This window comes from Erythrobacter sp. EC-HK427 (assembly GCF_902498745.1).
In the GTDB taxonomy this organism is placed as follows: Bacteria; Pseudomonadota; Alphaproteobacteria; order Sphingomonadales; family Sphingomonadaceae; genus Alteraurantiacibacter.
The window spans coordinates 1,413,755-1,428,147 of sequence record NZ_LR701479.1 but is presented as its reverse complement, the minus strand read 5'-3'; the positions used below and the strand labels follow the sequence as shown (position 1 = coordinate 1,428,147).

The following is a 14,393-nucleotide window of genomic DNA, read 5'->3' as shown; positions in this document are numbered from 1 at the left end:
ATCTGAATTGCCGGTGGCGCGGATATTTTGCGGAGGTTCAGTTTTGTTAATGCTGGACGCGCTTCAAGTTAACGCTCGGTGCCGCCCCGGCTCCACACCAGCCAGACGAGCAGCAGGCTGGCGAGCGGCATGAGGTTCACGCCCAGCGGGAGCGCCGCCGCGCGCGTCGCGTAGGGCGCGGCCCAAAGCAGGACGAGCGCCAGCTTTTCGTAATCGCGAAAACCCCGCGCCAGCCCCTCGCGCACCAGCCACAGCACGGGCAGGATCAGGAAGGGCAGATCATAGCTGAACAGGTAAGGCGAGGTGAGCGCGGTCGCGGCGAGCACCAGTGCGCCGCTCGCGAGCAGATCGCCGGTGAAACGCCGCGCCGCGAGTGTCGCCAGCCCGATCATCGCCAGTGCGATCACGCCGTGCACCGCCAGCGCCAGCGTCTCCGGTGCAAAGAGGCTCAGCTGGCTGTAAGGCGTAGCCATGCGCAGATAGAATGCCGCATCGGCGCTGCGCATCAGCGCCGCACTCGCGTCCCAACTGGTGGTATAGGCGAGCATGGTTTCGGTGCCGAAGGCGAGCCAAGACAGGCCAAGACAGCCCGCCGCAGCCGCGCCAGTGGCGGCAAAGGCTTTCCACCGTCCTGCACCCGCCAGCCAGAAGGGGATGAGCAACGCCAGATGCGGCTTGATAACGAGCGCGCCGAGCAATGCTCCTGCCAGCAGCGGGCGCTTGTCCACCAGCGCCACCCCGCCCAGCAGCAGCGCGCCCGTCAGCAGCCCGGTCTGCGCGTGCCCGGCGGCGAGCAAGGCTCCGGGAAAGACCAGCACCAGCGGCCAGAGGCGCGGAAAGGCACGGATGCCCGCCCAGGCCCAGAGCGCGTAGGTCACCGCCACCCAGACAATCCACGCCACCGGAAAGGGCAAGGCACCGAAGGGCGCGGCAAGGAACAGGAAGGGCGGCGGATTGACGAAAGCGAACCAGCCGCTGCTGCCCGTGCCGGTCTGCACCCGCTCCTGCACCGCCAGATCATAGGCCGCAGCCGGATCGCCAGCGAGCGCGACATGGCCCGCGCCCCAAAAGGCGAGAAAATCGCTCCCGTCCGGCCCCATCGCCTTGAGATAACTGTTCACTAGCAGCGCGAGGCTCGCAAGCGCAAGAATCACCGCATATCCGCGCACACGATCAGGCGTCAGCCAGTCTGCGGAGCGGAGGTGGTCGAGGATGCGCGCGGTCATATGAGCGCGGTAATGGAATATGGTTAATGGAAGGTAGAGCCTAGGCGGCCCCTCCACCACCCTGCGGATGGTCCCCCTCCCCGTTCCGGGGAGGATCGAGAGGCATCAATCGCTCGCAGAGCGACCGAGCGCACGGCGCGACCCGCAGGTGCCGCGCAGCCGGAACGCAGTCCCGGCGGAGCGAACAGCACCGAGGACGAAAGCGCGGATGCGGTTTCGAAAAAAATGGCAGGGGCGAAGGGACTCGAACCCATGACCCTCGGTTTTGGAGACCGATGCTCTACCAACTGAGCTACACCCCTGCAGGGAGGTGCGCCTCTATAACGCGGCGCGGGCGATGGCAAGCAGGGAAGTGGCGACGCACGCCGGCGCAGCTGCTATTGTCGCGGCGATGCACGCGCCCGCGCCCCCGATCATTCCGCCCGAAACGCTGCTCCTCGCCTATCGCAGCGGGCTGTTCCCGATGGCCGATTCGCGGCAAGACGAGGAGGTGTTCTGGGTCGAGCCGCGCCAGCGGGCGATTCTGCCGCTCGATAGCTTCCGCTGCTCGAAATCGCTGATGAAGATCATCAAGCAGGATCGCTTCACCGTGCGCGTCGATGGCGATTTTGCGGCGGTGATCGATGCCTGCGCGCAGCCGCGCCCCGATCATCCCGAAACCTGGATCAGCCATGTGATCGATGCGAGTTACCGCAATCTGCACCGCCACGGCTTTGCCCATTCGGTCGAATGCTGGCGCGATGGCGCGCTGGTCGGCGGACTGTATGGCGTGGCGTTTGACCGCGTGTTCTGCGGCGAGAGTATGTTCAGCCGCGCCGACAATGCCAGCAAGGTCGCGCTGGCATGGCTGGTCGCGCTGATGCGGCGGGCGGGATACCGTCTGCTCGATTGCCAGTTCATCACCGGCCACCTTGCGTCGCTGGGCGCGGTGGAGGTGAGCCGCGAACGCTATCTCGAAATGCTCCGCGCGGCGCGCGCGGGTTCAACCCTAATGACGCTGCCCGAAGCTCTCGAAGCGGTATATCAGGCCTCTTCGGCAGCGGGTTCGGATGCGGGCGCGTCGGGCGCGTCTTCCTCTCCGGGGAAGCTCATCGCGCAGTCCTTCACCCAGACATCATAGACCGGGTGTTCCACCACGTTGAGGCTGGGCGATTCCTTGAACAGCCAGCCGGAAAACACCGTCACCCATTGCGGTTCTTCCCCCGCAGCGGGGCGTTCGTTCACCAGCACCTGCACAAAAGCGCCGGTCTGCTGCGGGTCTTCCCACGGCGCGGTGCGCTCGCACGCGGCGAGGCGGATGATGACATTGTCGATCCGCTGCTGCTCGCCGGGGCGCATTTCCAGATCGCGGGTATCATTGTTGCGCTTGTTGACGAGGCCGATGGTCGCCACCCGCTCCGCCATCGGCGTGCCGAGCGCTTGCGCCTCTGCAGCCCGTTCCGCTGCTTCGGGCGAGACATTGCGCGCCAGTTCTTCAGGAATGCCGGTTTCTTCCACCACCGGTTCGGGCGCTTCGCCCCCGCACGCGGCCAGTGCCGCCACTGCTGCCAGAAGAGCGAATGTGCCGCGCATCCCGATCAGCCTTCCGGCGACCACGCTTCGTAATCGCCGGTTGCGCCTGCGCGCTTGCCGCCCCGCTCCAGCGCACCGGCGGGCAGATAGCGCGCATTGGTGCCGGTGGCATTGGGGGTGTAATCCACTTCCCAGATTTTGGGCGGCGGCAGATGGCTTTCGGGCAATTCGTCATACGAACCATGCAGCCAGCCATGCCATTCGGACGGCACGCGGCTGGCATCGTTGGGGCCGTTATAGATCACCCAGCGGCGTTCGCGCTGGCCCTTCTTCACCCGCTTGGAACGGTAATATTTGTTGCCCTGCGCATCGGTGCCGATGTGTTCGCCATTCTTGAACGACCACCACAGCGTGCCAAGGGTGGCGCCATCCCACCAGGTGAAGATTTTCATCAGAGGATTCATGCGCCCGCCCTTAGCCTGATCGGTGCCCTGCGCCAAGCGGGCTTGTGCCGATCGCTTACTGTTCCCACGAAACAGTATCGCCCGGCTCGATCCCCAGTTCGGCCGAGGTTCCGCCCAGCAGTTCGAGCACCGCGATGGCAGGCGCTTCGGAGAACACGCTTTCCTCGTTATAGGGCTCGCCAGCCTCGATATTGATGATCGTCCCGTCCTGGGCGATGAAGATGATATCGAGCTCCAGCGAGACGTTGCGCATCCAGAAACCAAGATCGCGCGGTGCCTCGTAAGGGAACAGCATCGCGGTGTCGGGCGCCATTTCGCTACGGAACATCATGCCGCGCGCTTTCTGCTGGTCGGTCGCGGCGACTTCGGTGCGGAAAGTGTGCGTGCCTTCATCCGTGGTGACGGTGACGTCGATGACTTCGAGCCCCGAATCGGGATCAACATTGTCATTGGCAGCGGTTTCCCCGGCGGTGGCAGTCGGCTCCGGCGTGGCTTCGGCGGTTTCGCCATTGCACGCGACCAGCGCCAGCGCGGCGACCAGTCCAAAGGGCTTAAAGCCAAGGGGCTTAAAGAGAGCTGTCATCATCCCAATCCTCTGCTTCGGCGAGCCAGCGGCGCGCCTGATCTTCGGTTTCCGCATCGATTACCGCGCGGGCATGGTCGAATGTGTGGCCTGCGCGCAGCATTGCTGCAATGGCTTTTTCCCGTTTTTCCCTGTCCACAGGCTGACTGGCAAAGGGGCCGAAGCGACGTTTCTGCGCCAGATGCAGCGCCGCGCGGCGCTTTTCCGCCTCGCCCGGCGCGACATCCTCGCGCACTTGCTCGCCGATGCCCGCCTGCCCCAGCGCCTGGTTGACCCGCGCCCCGCCATAGCCGCGCCGCAGCAAATCGCCCGCGCGCATCCGCGCATAGGCCTCATCATCGACATAGCCTTTGGCCACGAAGTCCGCGACAAGGCCCGCCACATCGGGGGGCGTGCTGCCCGCTGCCTCGTCCCAGCCGCGCTCGTAGAGTTTGCGCTGCAAATACCGCTCCAGCTTGGCCGCGCTGGTGGCGTATCGGGCCGCGTAAGACAGCGCCAGATCGTGCAATTGCGCGGGCGAAAGCGGCTTTTTGGGCCGTCGCTCCGTCTTGCGCTTATGTCGATTGCCGTCCATTGGCCTTATTCGTGCCACACTTCCCTTCAAATGGGAAAGTTTACTGCGGTGTCGGATGGGGTTCTGGCGCCGCATTTTTGGATACATGTTTGCATACGGGGCCGCGCCGCAGAAGCGCGGATGGACATATAGAGGGTTTTCGCACATTCTCATGACTGAGCTGACACCTACGCCCAATGACTGCCCGCTGCCGCGCCGGCGGTCCGATTTCGCGACGTTCAACGAAGCGATCGATTATGCGGCGCGAAGCCTTAAGGGCATGAATTTCCACGATCCGCGCGGGACGCTGGAGCGGGTTTATCCTTACTCCCAAATGCGCGAGGACGGGCTGGCGAATGCCTATCGCCTCGCCAATATGGGCCTTGCCAAGGGTGACCGGGTGGCGCTGATCGCCGAAACCGCGCCCGAATTCATCGCCGCCTTTTGCGGCTGCGTCTATTCCGGCGCGTGGCCGGTGCCGCTGCCCTTGCCGACCACCTTTGGCGGCAAGGAAAGCTATATCGAGCAATTGGGCGTGCAGCTGAAAAGCAGCGACCCTGCGCTGCTGCTCTACCCCGCCGAAATCGCCGAAATGGGCGAACGCGCGGCCGCCAACCAGGGCTGCAAGGGCATGACGTGGGAAGAGTTCGCCGCGCTCGACGCGAGCGAGGCTGCCCTGCCCGAAGCCGATCCGGACGATATCTGCTATCTGCAATATTCCTCCGGCTCGACCCGCTTCCCCACCGGCGTGGCGGTGACCCACCGCGCGCTGCTGCACAATCTGTATGGCCATGCCGAAACGATGCAGATGCGCGATTCCGATCGCGGGGTCAGCTGGCTGCCATTCTACCACGATATGGGGCTGGTCGGCTGCTTCCTCTCGATGGTGGGCAACCAGATGAGTGCGGATTATCTGCGCACCGAACATTTCGCCCGCCGCCCGCTCGCCTGGCTCGATCTGATCAGCCGCAACCAGGGCAGCACAATCAGCTATTCGCCCACCTTCGGCTATGACATTTGTGCGCGCCGCATTTCCAGCCAGAGCCATGTGGCCGACCGGTTCGACCTGTCGCGCTGGCGGCTGGCGGGCAATGGCGCGGATATGATCCGGCCCGATGTGATGCAGAATTTCGTCAACGCCTTTGCCGATGCGGGCTTCAAGGCGAATGCGTTCACCCCGTCCTACGGCCTTGCCGAGGCGACGCTGGCTGTCACCGTGATGCCGCCCGAAGAAGGCATCCGGATCGAGCTGGTCGAGGAAGAGCGCCTCTCGGGCGGCGCGCGCGATTTGTCGCGCCCTGCGCGGTACCGCGCCATCGTCAATTGCGGCAAACCGCTGCCCGATATGGCGGTGGAGATTCGCGGCGAAAATAGCGAGGCCAAGGGCGATCACCAGATCGGCAAGGTCTGGTGTCAGGGGCCGAGCGTCATGCATTCCTACTTCCGCGATCCGCAGGCGACCGAGGATTGTCTGGTGGATGGCTGGCTCGATACCGGCGATATGGGCTATATGGCCGATGGCTATCTGTTCATCGTCGGGCGGGCGAAGGACATGATTATCATCAACGGCAAGAACCACTGGCCGCAGGATATCGAATGGGCGGTGGAACAGCTGCCCGGCTTCAACCACGGCGATATCGCCGCCTTCGCGCTGGAGACCGAGACAGGCGAGGAAACCGCCGCCGTGCTCGTCCATTGCCGGGTCTCCGATCCCGAAGAGCGGGTGAAGCTGCGCGACCAGATCGCCGACAAGGTGCGCGCCGTGACGGGCATGAGCTGCGTCGTCGAACTGGTGCCCCCGCGCACTTTGCCGCGCACCAGCTCGGGCAAGCTGAGCCGCGCGAAGGCGAAGAAGCTGTATCTGTCAGGAGAAATCGCGCCGCTGCAACTGGCGGCATAAGGCGCGGGCGCCGGTAACGGTTCCCTTCCGCAGGCGAATCGGGTAGTTTCCCCGCAGGACATCTGGGGGGATTTGCCATGACATCGCACAACACTCGTATGACGCGCCGCGCTTTTGCTGGCGGCGCAGTTGCCTTTGGCGCGCTGGGTGCAGGCGCGGCGCAGAGCCAGGATCTGGGCGGCATTCTTGGCCGCGCCACCGATCTGCTCGGTGATCTGGGAATCGACAACTGGCTCGAAGGCGAGGCCCCGATTACCACCAATCTCGAAGATGCGGTATGGGGCAATCCGGACGCCGATGGCTGGTCGCCCGGCTATGAACCCGCGCCGCTCACCACGCTGGAGCGGACCGCCATCGGCGGGTTCGTCCTGCGCCCCGGCTATTACCGCATGGCCACGCAAAGCTATTGCCTGCACGCGGGCACGCACGGGCCGGGCGGCGGCGATGGCTATCTGTTCGCGCCCTTGCGCGGCTCGCAGGAGGAGGCGGTGCGCGATATCCTGCGCAATTCGGTGCGCCGCCCCGATATTGTGCAGCAGGATATCCAGGTCACCATCTGGGCGATCCTTTCGCGCACGCGGTTCGAGGATATGAACGCGCGCATCCAATCCGTGGCAGCGCAATTGCTGACGCCGGAACAATTGGCGCGGCTCAACCGCTCGGCGATGGATCTGGTGCCGCGCGGGGCGATGAACCGGGTGATGGGCGAAATCCCTGCACCTTTGCGCTCGGTGTTCCAGGCCGAGGCGGATTTGCGCCGCCGCCTGACGCAGGGCCGCTCCACCTATGCCCAGCTGGAAGAAATCGCGGTGTTGGGCGGCAATGCCCCGGTCGGCCCGGGCAGCCGGACGATCCCCGGTGGCCGCTGGAGCGACCATCCCGACGGCTATCGCATCCGCTATATGCCGAGCGGCTACAGCCACACGACCACCGAAATCTGGCTCGACGAGCGATCCGCCGGTGTGGGCGCGGAATATGATCCTTCGATCCACGTCGCCGTCCCCGGCAACACAGCCCGCCAGCGGCTGGCGCAATCGGGCCGCGAGCGGGTTTAGGCTCTATCGGTAGTTACCAAAGGTAGAAGCGGAACTTCCGGTCGGCATTGTGCTCGATCGGCTTGCGCGAGCATTCCCATGACGGATCGCCCGTGTTGGGATAATGCAATGGGTTGAGGCACCATGGGCATTTCCCGTCATGAAGCCGTTCCTGCCAGACCCGCGTTTTCGAATCGCCATAGACCTTGGCAGCAAGGGCAAGCCCCAACGCGGTCAGGAGCACGGCCTCCATAACGGGGAGCGGCGTTTTCACGCCAGCGTCATCATCCCGGTCGCTTATAGCCATGTCGCCCCCTCCCTTGATTTGCCTTAACCCAACAACATCACCCCCAGCACATAGAGCAGCGCCAGCAGGCCGACGCCCCATACGCCCGTGCGCACCAGCGGGATGCCTGCCCAGTAAAGCGGCAGGTAGAGCACCCGTGCGCCCAGCCACACCCACGCGGCGATAGCGGTTTGCGTATCTGCCTTGTCCGCCAGCACCACGCCGAACAGCGCGATGATCGCCAGCGGCAGCGTTTCGAGGAAATTGTCGCGCGCCCGCTCCAGCCGGCCCGCGAGGAAACCCAGCGGCGGCAATTCCTCATCGCGCGCGCCGGTGTTCCATTCGACGCCATATTGCTTCGTCTTGACATGCGCGGCGGCAAAGATGTGGACGAGCAGCAAAATACCCGCCAGCGCCAATACGGTCAGTTCGGCAGGCATTATTCGCTCTCCCCTGTCGTGATATCCCAATCGAGCGTGACGGTGCCGTAGCCTTCGCCCGTTTCCTCGGCCGCCATGCTGCTCTGCTGCGACGCGAGCACAGCGCGCAAATTGGCGACCGCGTCATCCGGCCCGCGCATCACCACCCGCACACCGGTGCGCGCCTGTGCCCAATTGGCGAGCAGCAGCGCGCTGCGGCCCTCGGCGGTGAGGTTCTCGCCGTCAAAGGTGATCTCCGGCAGCGGGCGCAGCGGCGGGGCAATGCGGATATCCCATTCGGGCTCGGTCGCATTGATCCGCGTCTCCAGCTCCTGATAGGCGGCAAGGCTCGCCCCGTCGAGCGGACGCGCCGCCACCAGCGCGCGGCGGCGCTCGCGGTCCACCGTCACATCTTCCACCGGCACCCCGGCGAGCAGCGCAAGCCGTTCGGCAATGTCCTCTGCAGTGGCGCGCATCTGCGCCTCCTGTTCGCGCGCCTGCGCCAATTGCGCCTCTTCCTGCGCCTGCGTGCCATTGCCGATGATGACCTGGCTCAGCGTGACATCGACTTCGCGGTCGAAGCGTTCGGTCAAAAGGCGCTCCGCCTCGCCCTCGGCATTTTCGACAAATTGGGGGGTGAAAACGGTCGCTGTAACGCTCATCCTGTCGCCTTCGAAAGTGCTGTCCACCTGCGTGTTGACCGCGCGCTCGCCGAACACTTCTTCGACAACCGTCTTCGCACCGCGTTGGGCGCGGGTTTCGTCGACGATCTGCAACAGCGACAGAAACAGCGGCACCGCCAGCACGACAAAGGCTCCGAAGATCAGGAACGCCTGCATCTGCGTGTGCTTCTCGGTCAGGCTGGAGGAGAAGCCATAAGCGCGCGCCATCGCCGTTGCGGTCAGCGCAATCGCGGTCAAGTTGGTGATGAAGAGGAACAATGCGCCCCAGAACACGGTGGCATTGAGCGTGGCAAGGCCGAAGCCCACCACCGCAAGCGGCGGCATCAAGGCGGTGGCAATCGCCACGCCGACAATCGTCCCTTCGCGCCCGCGGATCATCGCATAGGCACCGGCAATTGAGGAGAAGATCGCCACGCCCAGATCAAGCAGGCTGGGCCGCGTGCGTGCGGCAATTTCAGTCGTAATCGCTTGCAGCGGCGACATGAAGACGATGAGCGCAGTGAACAAAATGGCAAACGCCGTGCCGATGGCGAGCGACTTGGCCGATTGCCGCAGCCATTTGTAATCACCGATGGCGAGCGCGAAGCCGACGCCCATGATCGGGTCCATCAACGGGCTGAGCAACATCGCCCCGATCACCACCGCCGCGCTGCCTTGCAGCAGGCCGAGAATGGCAATGCCCGCCGACATACACGTCATCAACAGATAGCGCGCCGAAAACGCGCATTCCGCCCGCCGCTTCTCGATCACCGCGATCTGGTCAACCGTGCCCGAAACATCCTTCTGCCACCAATGGTCGAAGGTATGCAGGAAATCGCTGAGACCCTGCCGCAGGCTCTTGGCCTCGGTGGGGGCGGCGGGCTCTGCACCGGCCTTGGCGGCTCCGGTTGCTACACCGGTCTCTGGCCCGGTTTCTGCTGGCGCGTTTGGTGTTTGCATTGCTGCCCAATATCGCGGAAACTCTGGCTATACAAAGGTTGAAACGCGTGTCTTGCATTCCTAATACAGTGGAAAGCACGCCGCATCAGGGCAGGAAGGGAAGAACGCCGCGATGGCCACGAGCAATGAGACCACAACCGCAACCGCGCTTGATTTGCAACTGACGCCGCCCGATCCGGTGCCCGTCGTCGCGCCCGAGAAGGCCGTGGGGCTGGTTCCGGTGAGCGAGGAGAAGCGCACCGCGCTGCAAGCCAAGGTCGATGGTTTCGTCGAAGAGCTGATCGCATTGGATGCCAATTCGCCCGATTTCGGCAAGAAGGTGGACCAGATCACCAATATGGGGCGCAAGGAAATCATGGCCGCCAGCCAGATGTCCAACCGCTTCCTCGATCGCCCGGTGCGCGCGATGGATCAGGAATCGGGCGTGGGCGCGGACCTTGCCGAACTGCGCCGCACGGTCGAAGACCTTGATCCCGGCCGCAAGGGCAAGCTGACGGGGCGCAAGCTGCTCGGCATCATTCCGCTGGGCAACCGGCTGAAGAACTATTTTGACAGCTACACTTCCGCCCAAAGCCACATCCAGTCGATCCTCGCCCGCCTCTCCAGCGGTAAGGATGAGCTGATCATGGACAATGCCGCCATCGATGTCGAACGGCAGAAGCTGTGGGAAGCGATGGGCAATCTGGAACAGATGATCCATATCGGCAAATCACTGGATGCCGAACTGGAAGAAAAGGCCGCCGAACTTGACGCGACCGATCCTGCCAAAGCCAAGGCGATCCGCGAAACCGCTTTGTTCTACGTCCGCCAGCGGGTGCAGGATTTGCTCACGCAAATGGCCGTCAGCGTGCAGGGCTATCTCGCGCTCGATCTCGTCAAGAAGAACAATGTCGAGCTGGTGAAGGGCGTGGACCGCGCCAGCACCACCACCGTGGGCGCGCTGCGCACGGCGGTGACTGTGGCGCAGGCGATGACCAACCAGAAGCTGGTGCTGGGGCAGATTACCGCGCTCAACCAGACCACGGCAGGCATCATCGATTCGACCGGCGAATTGCTGCGTTCCAACACCGCGCAAATCCACGAACAGGCGGCCAGCAGCACGATCCCGATGGAAACGCTGCAACGCGCCTTCCAGAATATCTACGACACGATGGACGAGGTGGACAGCTTCAAGCTGCGCGCGCTCGATTCGATGAAGCAGACGGTCAACACGTTGTCGGTCGAAGTCGAAAAGTCCAAGGGCTATATCGCTCGTGCCGAAGGGCAGGCACAGGCCGCGCGGCAGGTGCAGGATAGCGGCCTGCTGACGCTGGAGCCGTAGAGCCAGGCGATGAGCAGCATCAACGATTCCGACCGTATTCTTGCCGAAAGCCGCGCTGTATTGCGTGACAACCAGAATGGTGGGCGGCATCGGCGGGCGCTGGGGTCAATCGGAGAAGGGTCGGCGCGCATCAGGCGCAGCAACATCAAGACGCGTATTCGCAACATCGTCATCGCTGCTTTCACGATATTCCTGGCAGCGGGAATCGCCGGATCGATGTTCAACGGAATCGGCTTCTGGGGCGTGATGATGGTGTTGGTGAGCGTGATCGTCGCCACCGCCATCTTCTCGAATTACCCCAAAGTGAAGGTGCCCCAACGCGCCGACCTGCGCCGCACCCAAGACGCGCAGCAATTGGTCGCGCGCACCGAATTGTGGCTGGAAAGCCAGAGTGGCGCCCTGCCCGCTCCGGCCCGCGCCATTGTCGATACGCTCGGCGCGCAATTGGATGCGCTCGGCAAGCAGCTCGCCCATGTCGATCCCGCGCATGAGGCGGCGGGCGAGGTGCGCAAGCTGGTGGGCGAAATCCTGCCCGAAACCATCGAAAGCTACACCCGCATCCCGGCGCATTTGCGCGGAGAGGAGCGCGCAGGCTCCACGCCCGATGCGCAATTGGTGAGCAGCCTTGGCAAGATCAGTAAGGAAGTGGACAGCGTCACCCGCCAGCTTGCGCAAGGTTCGCTGGATGATCTGGCGATCAAGAACCGCTATCTCGATTACCGCTACGGCGATGCCGAGGGGATGGCGCTGCCCGAACCCTCCGAGCAAGGCTCCGGCGTGCCGCTCCCCGATTTTGACCGCGCCAAAGCGCCCAGCGGATCGGGCAGCTGATGGACGTTTCGGTTCCCCATAATCTGGGCCGCGAGGAAGTGCGGCGGCGGCTGCGCGAAAAGGGTCACACGATCGGCGACGGGATTCCCGGCGGCATGGCCGACGTCACCACCGACTGGCCGAGCGAAGACCGCATGACGCTGGCGATCAACGCGATGGGCCAATCGCTCACCGGCCATATCGATATCGAAGACAATGCCGTGCGCATCGCGATGCAATTGCCGCCCGCGCTGGGGTTCCTCAAACCGATTGTCGATGCCGCGATCCAGCAACACGGCGCGAAACTGCTGGAACCGCCGCGGGATTAGGCCAAGCGGGAAGCTCTTAAAGCTCCCGCTCTTTCTCCAGATATTCCTCGGGAATCCGCAGCGCCTTGGTCGCTTCCTGCGTTTCGCGCAGGAACAGCACCAGCGCCCACATCAGCAGGCCGATGGCGACGATGAAGGTGCCGGCTACCGGCAGATTGAGCTGCAGGCCGAGAAACTCCTGCACGAACAACAGCATCACGGTGACGCCGATCGCAAGCCCTGCCAGCACCAGCAGCCGCATCGCCGATCCGATCAGCGTGATGCGCCGGTCGAGCGTGCGGATTTCGCGCACCACCAGATCGTGCTCCATTCCCTGCGTCGCGCCGTGGCGCTGCTGTAATTCGCGGCTGCGATCAACCACGCGGCCCAGCCGGTTGGCGAGCGTCGAGAGGATATTGCCCAGCGCCACCAGCACGAACACCGGCGCAAGCGCCAGCTGGATCGTCTGCGCGATCATGCCGTCGGCAACAGGGAGCAAGACCAGCATCGCGCGGGCCTACTGCTTGCTCGCGCCGGTCAGCTTGCCGACCTTTTGCGCGCCGTCCATCGTGGTGACGAGCACTTCGTTCCCGTCCACCACAATCGCCACATCGGTAAGCCCGATGGCGGAAATGCGCGGCCCGTTGGTCTCCGCAAGCACGCCGGAGCAATCGACCAGCTCGACTTCGCCGCGCACGGTATTGCCCCGTTCGTCCCGCTCGCGCGCGTCGCGCAAGGCCGGCCAGCCGCCAATATCCGACCAGCCCATGGAAACGGGCACCATCGCGGCGCGGCGCGTGTTCTCCATCACCGCGTAATCGACCGAATCGCCTTCAATGCTTGCGAAGGGTTCGGGCAGCGGATGCAGCCGGGCACCCTGCCCGCTCGCCCCCGCCATCGCATCGCGCACCGCCTGCGCCATGGCCGGGCGGTGGGCGGCGAGTTCGTCCATGAAAGCGCCCGCGCGGAAGGCGAAAATGCCGCCGTTCCAGCTATAGCCGCCATGGGCGAGGAATTGCGAAGCGCGCTCCAGATCGGGCTTTTCGACAAAGCGCTCGATGGCATAGCCGCCGGGCAATGCATCCCCGCGCAGGATATAGCCATAGCCGGTTTCGGGATGCGTCGGGGTGATGCCGAAAGCGACCATGTGATCGCTCCGCGCCAACTCCGCCGCCGCCTTTGCGGCCGCACGGAAGGCCGCGACATCGGCGATATGGTGGTCACTCGGGCACACCAGCATGATCGCATCGTCGGGCAGAGAGGCGGCCGCCAGCGCAATCGCGGGCGCGGTGTTCTTGGCCTGCGGTTCGACGATGATGCGGGCGCTCGCGCCGCCCAATTGCGCCTCGACATGGGGCAGGTGCGCGCTGCCGGTGACGATGATCGGTGCGGCGAATTGCTCCGCGTCAGCGCAGCGCGCCAGCGTCTGTTCGAACAGCGTGGTGTCGCCCACCAGCGGCAGGAAGGGCTTGGGCAGGCTCTTGCGGCTCTTGGGCCAAAGCCGCGTGCCGCTGCCGCCGCACATGATAACGGGGTGGATTTTGCTCATGCCAAGTCCCTGTGCAATTCGCTGGCGCTCTGCAAGGCGATTGTTGCGCAGCGGTGACTAGCGGGAGCCGAAATCCTGCCGCCAACCGTATTGTGCGGGGACAGGATCCCCGTTTGCGTCGGTTGCCGGGTTAAAGCGGATGCGCTCGATCACCAGCGGGCAAACCAAAGCATTGGTTGCCGGATCGGGGCCGGGCGAACTGACCGAGCAATTGGACGCCCTGCCATCCACGCCCACCGTGAACACGACTGTTACCGACGTGCCGTAGCGCACCTGGCGTCCGCCTTCCGGGATCGGGAAATCGCGCGCGACATTGATTTGGCCGGAGCGGACCGAGGGGCGGGTGACAGCAACGCCGCCTCTTCCCGAACCGCGCCGTCCGCTGCCCGTGCCCTCGCCCTCGCCGCCCGCGCCCGTTCCGTCGCCTTGGTCGCGCGCGCCCGAATTGTTCGCCGTGCCGGTAGAGGTCGCGCGCGGGGCGGGGGTCTGGCGGGGCAGCGGCTGCGGTGGAGCCATCACTTCGCGCGGGGTCGCATCGCGCCCCTCCGCCCCTGCCGCGCCTTCATCAGGCTGCGGCGGCGCGTCGCTCGGCTCGGCGTCGGGCGGCGGGGGCGCGGTGATGGTAACCGAGATGACCGAGGTGGCGCGTTCCACTACGCTTGCAGTAAAATCGGGCGCGAGCAGCCGCGCAAGGCCCGCCAGCGCGACAATATGGAACAGGCCGATCAGCACGATCAGCTTCCAGTTCCATCTTTTGCGCTTCGTCAGATAGCCTTCTGCCATGGCCGATTTACGCCCGCTGCGGC

General features: G+C 64.5%; 17 protein-coding genes and 1 tRNA gene. 6 read left to right on the top strand and 12 right to left on the bottom strand.

The genetic code is table 11. The features are described from left to right. Positions 1 to 68: 68 nt before the first annotated feature. Complete coding sequence (locus tag GC121_RS06985) at positions 69 to 1,226, bottom strand: glycosyltransferase family 87 protein (protein ID WP_151973394.1); 1,158 nt, start codon at positions 1,224 to 1,226, stop codon at positions 69 to 71. A gap of 226 nt (positions 1,227 to 1,452) precedes the next feature. Next, positions 1,453 to 1,528: transfer RNA gene (locus tag GC121_RS06980), tRNA-Trp, on the bottom strand. Between the two features lie 89 nt (positions 1,529 to 1,617). Here GC121_RS06980 and aat point away from each other — a divergent pair. Then, the gene (aat, locus tag GC121_RS06975) at positions 1,618 to 2,346 is read left to right on the top strand and encodes a leucyl/phenylalanyl-tRNA--protein transferase (protein WP_151975638.1); all 729 of its coding nucleotides are present in this window, start codon (positions 1,618 to 1,620) and stop codon (positions 2,344 to 2,346) included. Here aat and GC121_RS06970 read toward each other — a convergent pair. The 4 genes from GC121_RS06970 to GC121_RS06955 are packed head-to-tail and all read right to left on the bottom strand — an operon-like array spanning position 2,250 to position 4,359. Then, positions 2,250 to 2,798, bottom strand: a complete 549-nt coding sequence (locus tag GC121_RS06970) for a DUF2155 domain-containing protein (protein WP_151973393.1) — start codon at positions 2,796 to 2,798, stop codon at positions 2,250 to 2,252. The two genes, aat and GC121_RS06970, sit on opposite strands and share 97 nt — an antisense overlap. 5 nt (positions 2,799 to 2,803) lie before the next feature. Continuing rightward, on the bottom strand, positions 2,804 to 3,202 hold the full coding sequence (locus GC121_RS06965; protein WP_151973392.1) for an NADH:ubiquinone oxidoreductase subunit NDUFA12: 399 nt from the start codon (positions 3,200 to 3,202) through the stop codon (positions 2,804 to 2,806). Between the two features lie 55 nt (positions 3,203 to 3,257). Continuing rightward, positions 3,258 to 3,785, bottom strand: a complete 528-nt coding sequence (locus GC121_RS06960) for a DUF192 domain-containing protein (RefSeq protein WP_234421143.1) — start codon at positions 3,783 to 3,785, stop codon at positions 3,258 to 3,260. Then, positions 3,769 to 4,359 carry a regulatory protein RecX gene (locus GC121_RS06955; protein ID WP_151973391.1) on the bottom strand — a complete coding sequence of 197 codons (591 nt, stop codon included), beginning with the start codon at positions 4,357 to 4,359 and terminating at the stop codon, positions 3,769 to 3,771. Before GC121_RS06955 ends, GC121_RS06960 begins: the two co-directional genes overlap by 17 nt. A 151-nt stretch (positions 4,360 to 4,510) precedes the next feature. Here GC121_RS06955 and GC121_RS06950 point away from each other — a divergent pair, with 151 nt between their 5' ends. Next, positions 4,511 to 6,238, top strand: coding sequence for a fatty acyl-AMP ligase (locus tag GC121_RS06950; RefSeq protein WP_151973390.1), 1,728 nt, complete (start codon positions 4,511 to 4,513; stop codon positions 6,236 to 6,238). A 98-nt stretch (positions 6,239 to 6,336) separates the two neighbouring features. Beyond that, entirely contained in the window at positions 6,337 to 7,293 is a 957-nt protein-coding gene (locus GC121_RS06945; protein ID WP_151973389.1) for a hypothetical protein, read from the top strand. Between the two features lie 13 nt (positions 7,294 to 7,306). Here GC121_RS06945 and GC121_RS06940 read toward each other — a convergent pair whose 3' ends face one another. Genes GC121_RS06940 through GC121_RS06930 form a run of 3 tightly spaced genes read right to left on the bottom strand, consistent with a single transcriptional unit; the run spans position 7,307 to position 9,599 of the window. Further along, the gene (locus tag GC121_RS06940; RefSeq protein ID WP_151973388.1) at positions 7,307 to 7,579 is read right to left on the bottom strand and encodes a hypothetical protein; all 273 of its coding nucleotides are present in this window, start codon (positions 7,577 to 7,579) and stop codon (positions 7,307 to 7,309) included. A gap of 23 nt (positions 7,580 to 7,602) precedes the next feature. Then, complete coding sequence (locus tag GC121_RS06935) at positions 7,603 to 7,998, bottom strand: MAPEG family protein (RefSeq protein WP_151973387.1); 396 nt, start codon at positions 7,996 to 7,998, stop codon at positions 7,603 to 7,605. Continuing rightward, positions 7,998 to 9,599, bottom strand: coding sequence for a TIGR00341 family protein (locus GC121_RS06930; protein ID WP_151973386.1), 1,602 nt, complete (start codon positions 9,597 to 9,599; stop codon positions 7,998 to 8,000). Before GC121_RS06930 ends, GC121_RS06935 begins: the two co-directional genes overlap by 1 nt. A gap of 112 nt (positions 9,600 to 9,711) precedes the next feature. Between GC121_RS06930 and GC121_RS06925 the strand changes: the two genes are divergently transcribed. From GC121_RS06925 to GC121_RS06915, 3 genes are read left to right on the top strand one after another with little or no spacing between them, the layout of a single operon-like run. Next, positions 9,712 to 10,920: a toxic anion resistance protein gene (locus tag GC121_RS06925; RefSeq protein WP_151973385.1), complete on the top strand. Its 1,209-nt coding sequence runs from the start codon at positions 9,712 to 9,714 to the stop codon at positions 10,918 to 10,920. A gap of 9 nt (positions 10,921 to 10,929) precedes the next feature. Continuing rightward, positions 10,930 to 11,751 carry a hypothetical protein gene (locus tag GC121_RS06920; protein ID WP_151973384.1) on the top strand — a complete coding sequence of 274 codons (822 nt, stop codon included), beginning with the start codon at positions 10,930 to 10,932 and terminating at the stop codon, positions 11,749 to 11,751. Next, positions 11,751 to 12,059, top strand: coding sequence for a polyhydroxyalkanoic acid system family protein (locus tag GC121_RS06915; protein ID WP_151973383.1), 309 nt, complete (start codon positions 11,751 to 11,753; stop codon positions 12,057 to 12,059). The genes GC121_RS06920 and GC121_RS06915 overlap by 1 nt, the downstream gene beginning before the upstream one ends. A 16-nt stretch (positions 12,060 to 12,075) precedes the next feature. On the opposite strand, the gene GC121_RS06910 is transcribed toward GC121_RS06915, so the two are convergent. From GC121_RS06910 to GC121_RS06900, 3 genes are read right to left on the bottom strand one after another with little or no spacing between them, the layout of a single operon-like run. Further along, entirely contained in the window at positions 12,076 to 12,546 is a 471-nt protein-coding gene (locus tag GC121_RS06910; RefSeq protein WP_234421142.1) for a DUF2721 domain-containing protein, read from the bottom strand. A gap of 9 nt (positions 12,547 to 12,555) precedes the next feature. Then, a complete protein-coding gene (locus GC121_RS06905; protein ID WP_151973382.1) occupies positions 12,556 to 13,587 on the bottom strand; it encodes a mannose-1-phosphate guanylyltransferase in 1,032 nt (343 codons plus the stop codon). Positions 13,588 to 13,644: 57 nt separating this feature from the next. Continuing rightward, a complete protein-coding gene (locus tag GC121_RS06900; RefSeq protein WP_151973381.1) occupies positions 13,645 to 14,370 on the bottom strand; it encodes a hypothetical protein in 726 nt (241 codons plus the stop codon). Between the last annotated feature and the right edge of the window lie 23 nt (positions 14,371 to 14,393).

Bases quoted from the DNA above. Each gene is read 5' to 3' on its own strand.
- aat (WP_151975638.1), top strand. From the start codon at position 1,618: ATGCACGCGCCCGCGCCCCCGATCATTCCGCCCGAAACGCTGCTCCTC.
- GC121_RS06965 (WP_151973392.1), bottom strand. From the start codon at position 3,202: ATGAATCCTCTGATGAAAATCTTCACCTGGTGGGATGGCGCCACCCTT.
- GC121_RS06905 (WP_151973382.1), bottom strand. From the start codon at position 13,587: ATGAGCAAAATCCACCCCGTTATCATGTGCGGCGGCAGCGGCACGCGG.
- GC121_RS06960 (WP_234421143.1), bottom strand. From the start codon at position 3,785: ATGACAGCTCTCTTTAAGCCCCTTGGCTTTAAGCCCTTTGGACTGGTC.
- GC121_RS06930 (WP_151973386.1), bottom strand. From the start codon at position 9,599: ATGCAAACACCAAACGCGCCAGCAGAAACCGGGCCAGAGACCGGTGTA.
- GC121_RS06935 (WP_151973387.1), bottom strand. From the start codon at position 7,998: ATGCCTGCCGAACTGACCGTATTGGCGCTGGCGGGTATTTTGCTGCTC.
- GC121_RS06950 (WP_151973390.1), top strand. From the start codon at position 4,511: ATGACTGAGCTGACACCTACGCCCAATGACTGCCCGCTGCCGCGCCGG.
- GC121_RS06920 (WP_151973384.1), top strand. From the start codon at position 10,930: ATGAGCAGCATCAACGATTCCGACCGTATTCTTGCCGAAAGCCGCGCT.
- GC121_RS06900 (WP_151973381.1), bottom strand. From the start codon at position 14,370: ATGGCAGAAGGCTATCTGACGAAGCGCAAAAGATGGAACTGGAAGCTG.
- GC121_RS06910 (WP_234421142.1), bottom strand. From the start codon at position 12,546: ATGCTGGTCTTGCTCCCTGTTGCCGACGGCATGATCGCGCAGACGATC.
- GC121_RS06970 (WP_151973393.1), bottom strand. From the start codon at position 2,798: ATGCGCGGCACATTCGCTCTTCTGGCAGCAGTGGCGGCACTGGCCGCG.
- GC121_RS06985 (WP_151973394.1), bottom strand. From the start codon at position 1,226: ATGACCGCGCGCATCCTCGACCACCTCCGCTCCGCAGACTGGCTGACG.
- GC121_RS06940 (WP_151973388.1), bottom strand. From the start codon at position 7,579: ATGGCTATAAGCGACCGGGATGATGACGCTGGCGTGAAAACGCCGCTC.
- GC121_RS06925 (WP_151973385.1), top strand. From the start codon at position 9,712: ATGGCCACGAGCAATGAGACCACAACCGCAACCGCGCTTGATTTGCAA.
- GC121_RS06915 (WP_151973383.1), top strand. From the start codon at position 11,751: ATGGACGTTTCGGTTCCCCATAATCTGGGCCGCGAGGAAGTGCGGCGG.
- GC121_RS06945 (WP_151973389.1), top strand. From the start codon at position 6,337: ATGACGCGCCGCGCTTTTGCTGGCGGCGCAGTTGCCTTTGGCGCGCTG.
- GC121_RS06955 (WP_151973391.1), bottom strand. From the start codon at position 4,359: ATGGACGGCAATCGACATAAGCGCAAGACGGAGCGACGGCCCAAAAAG.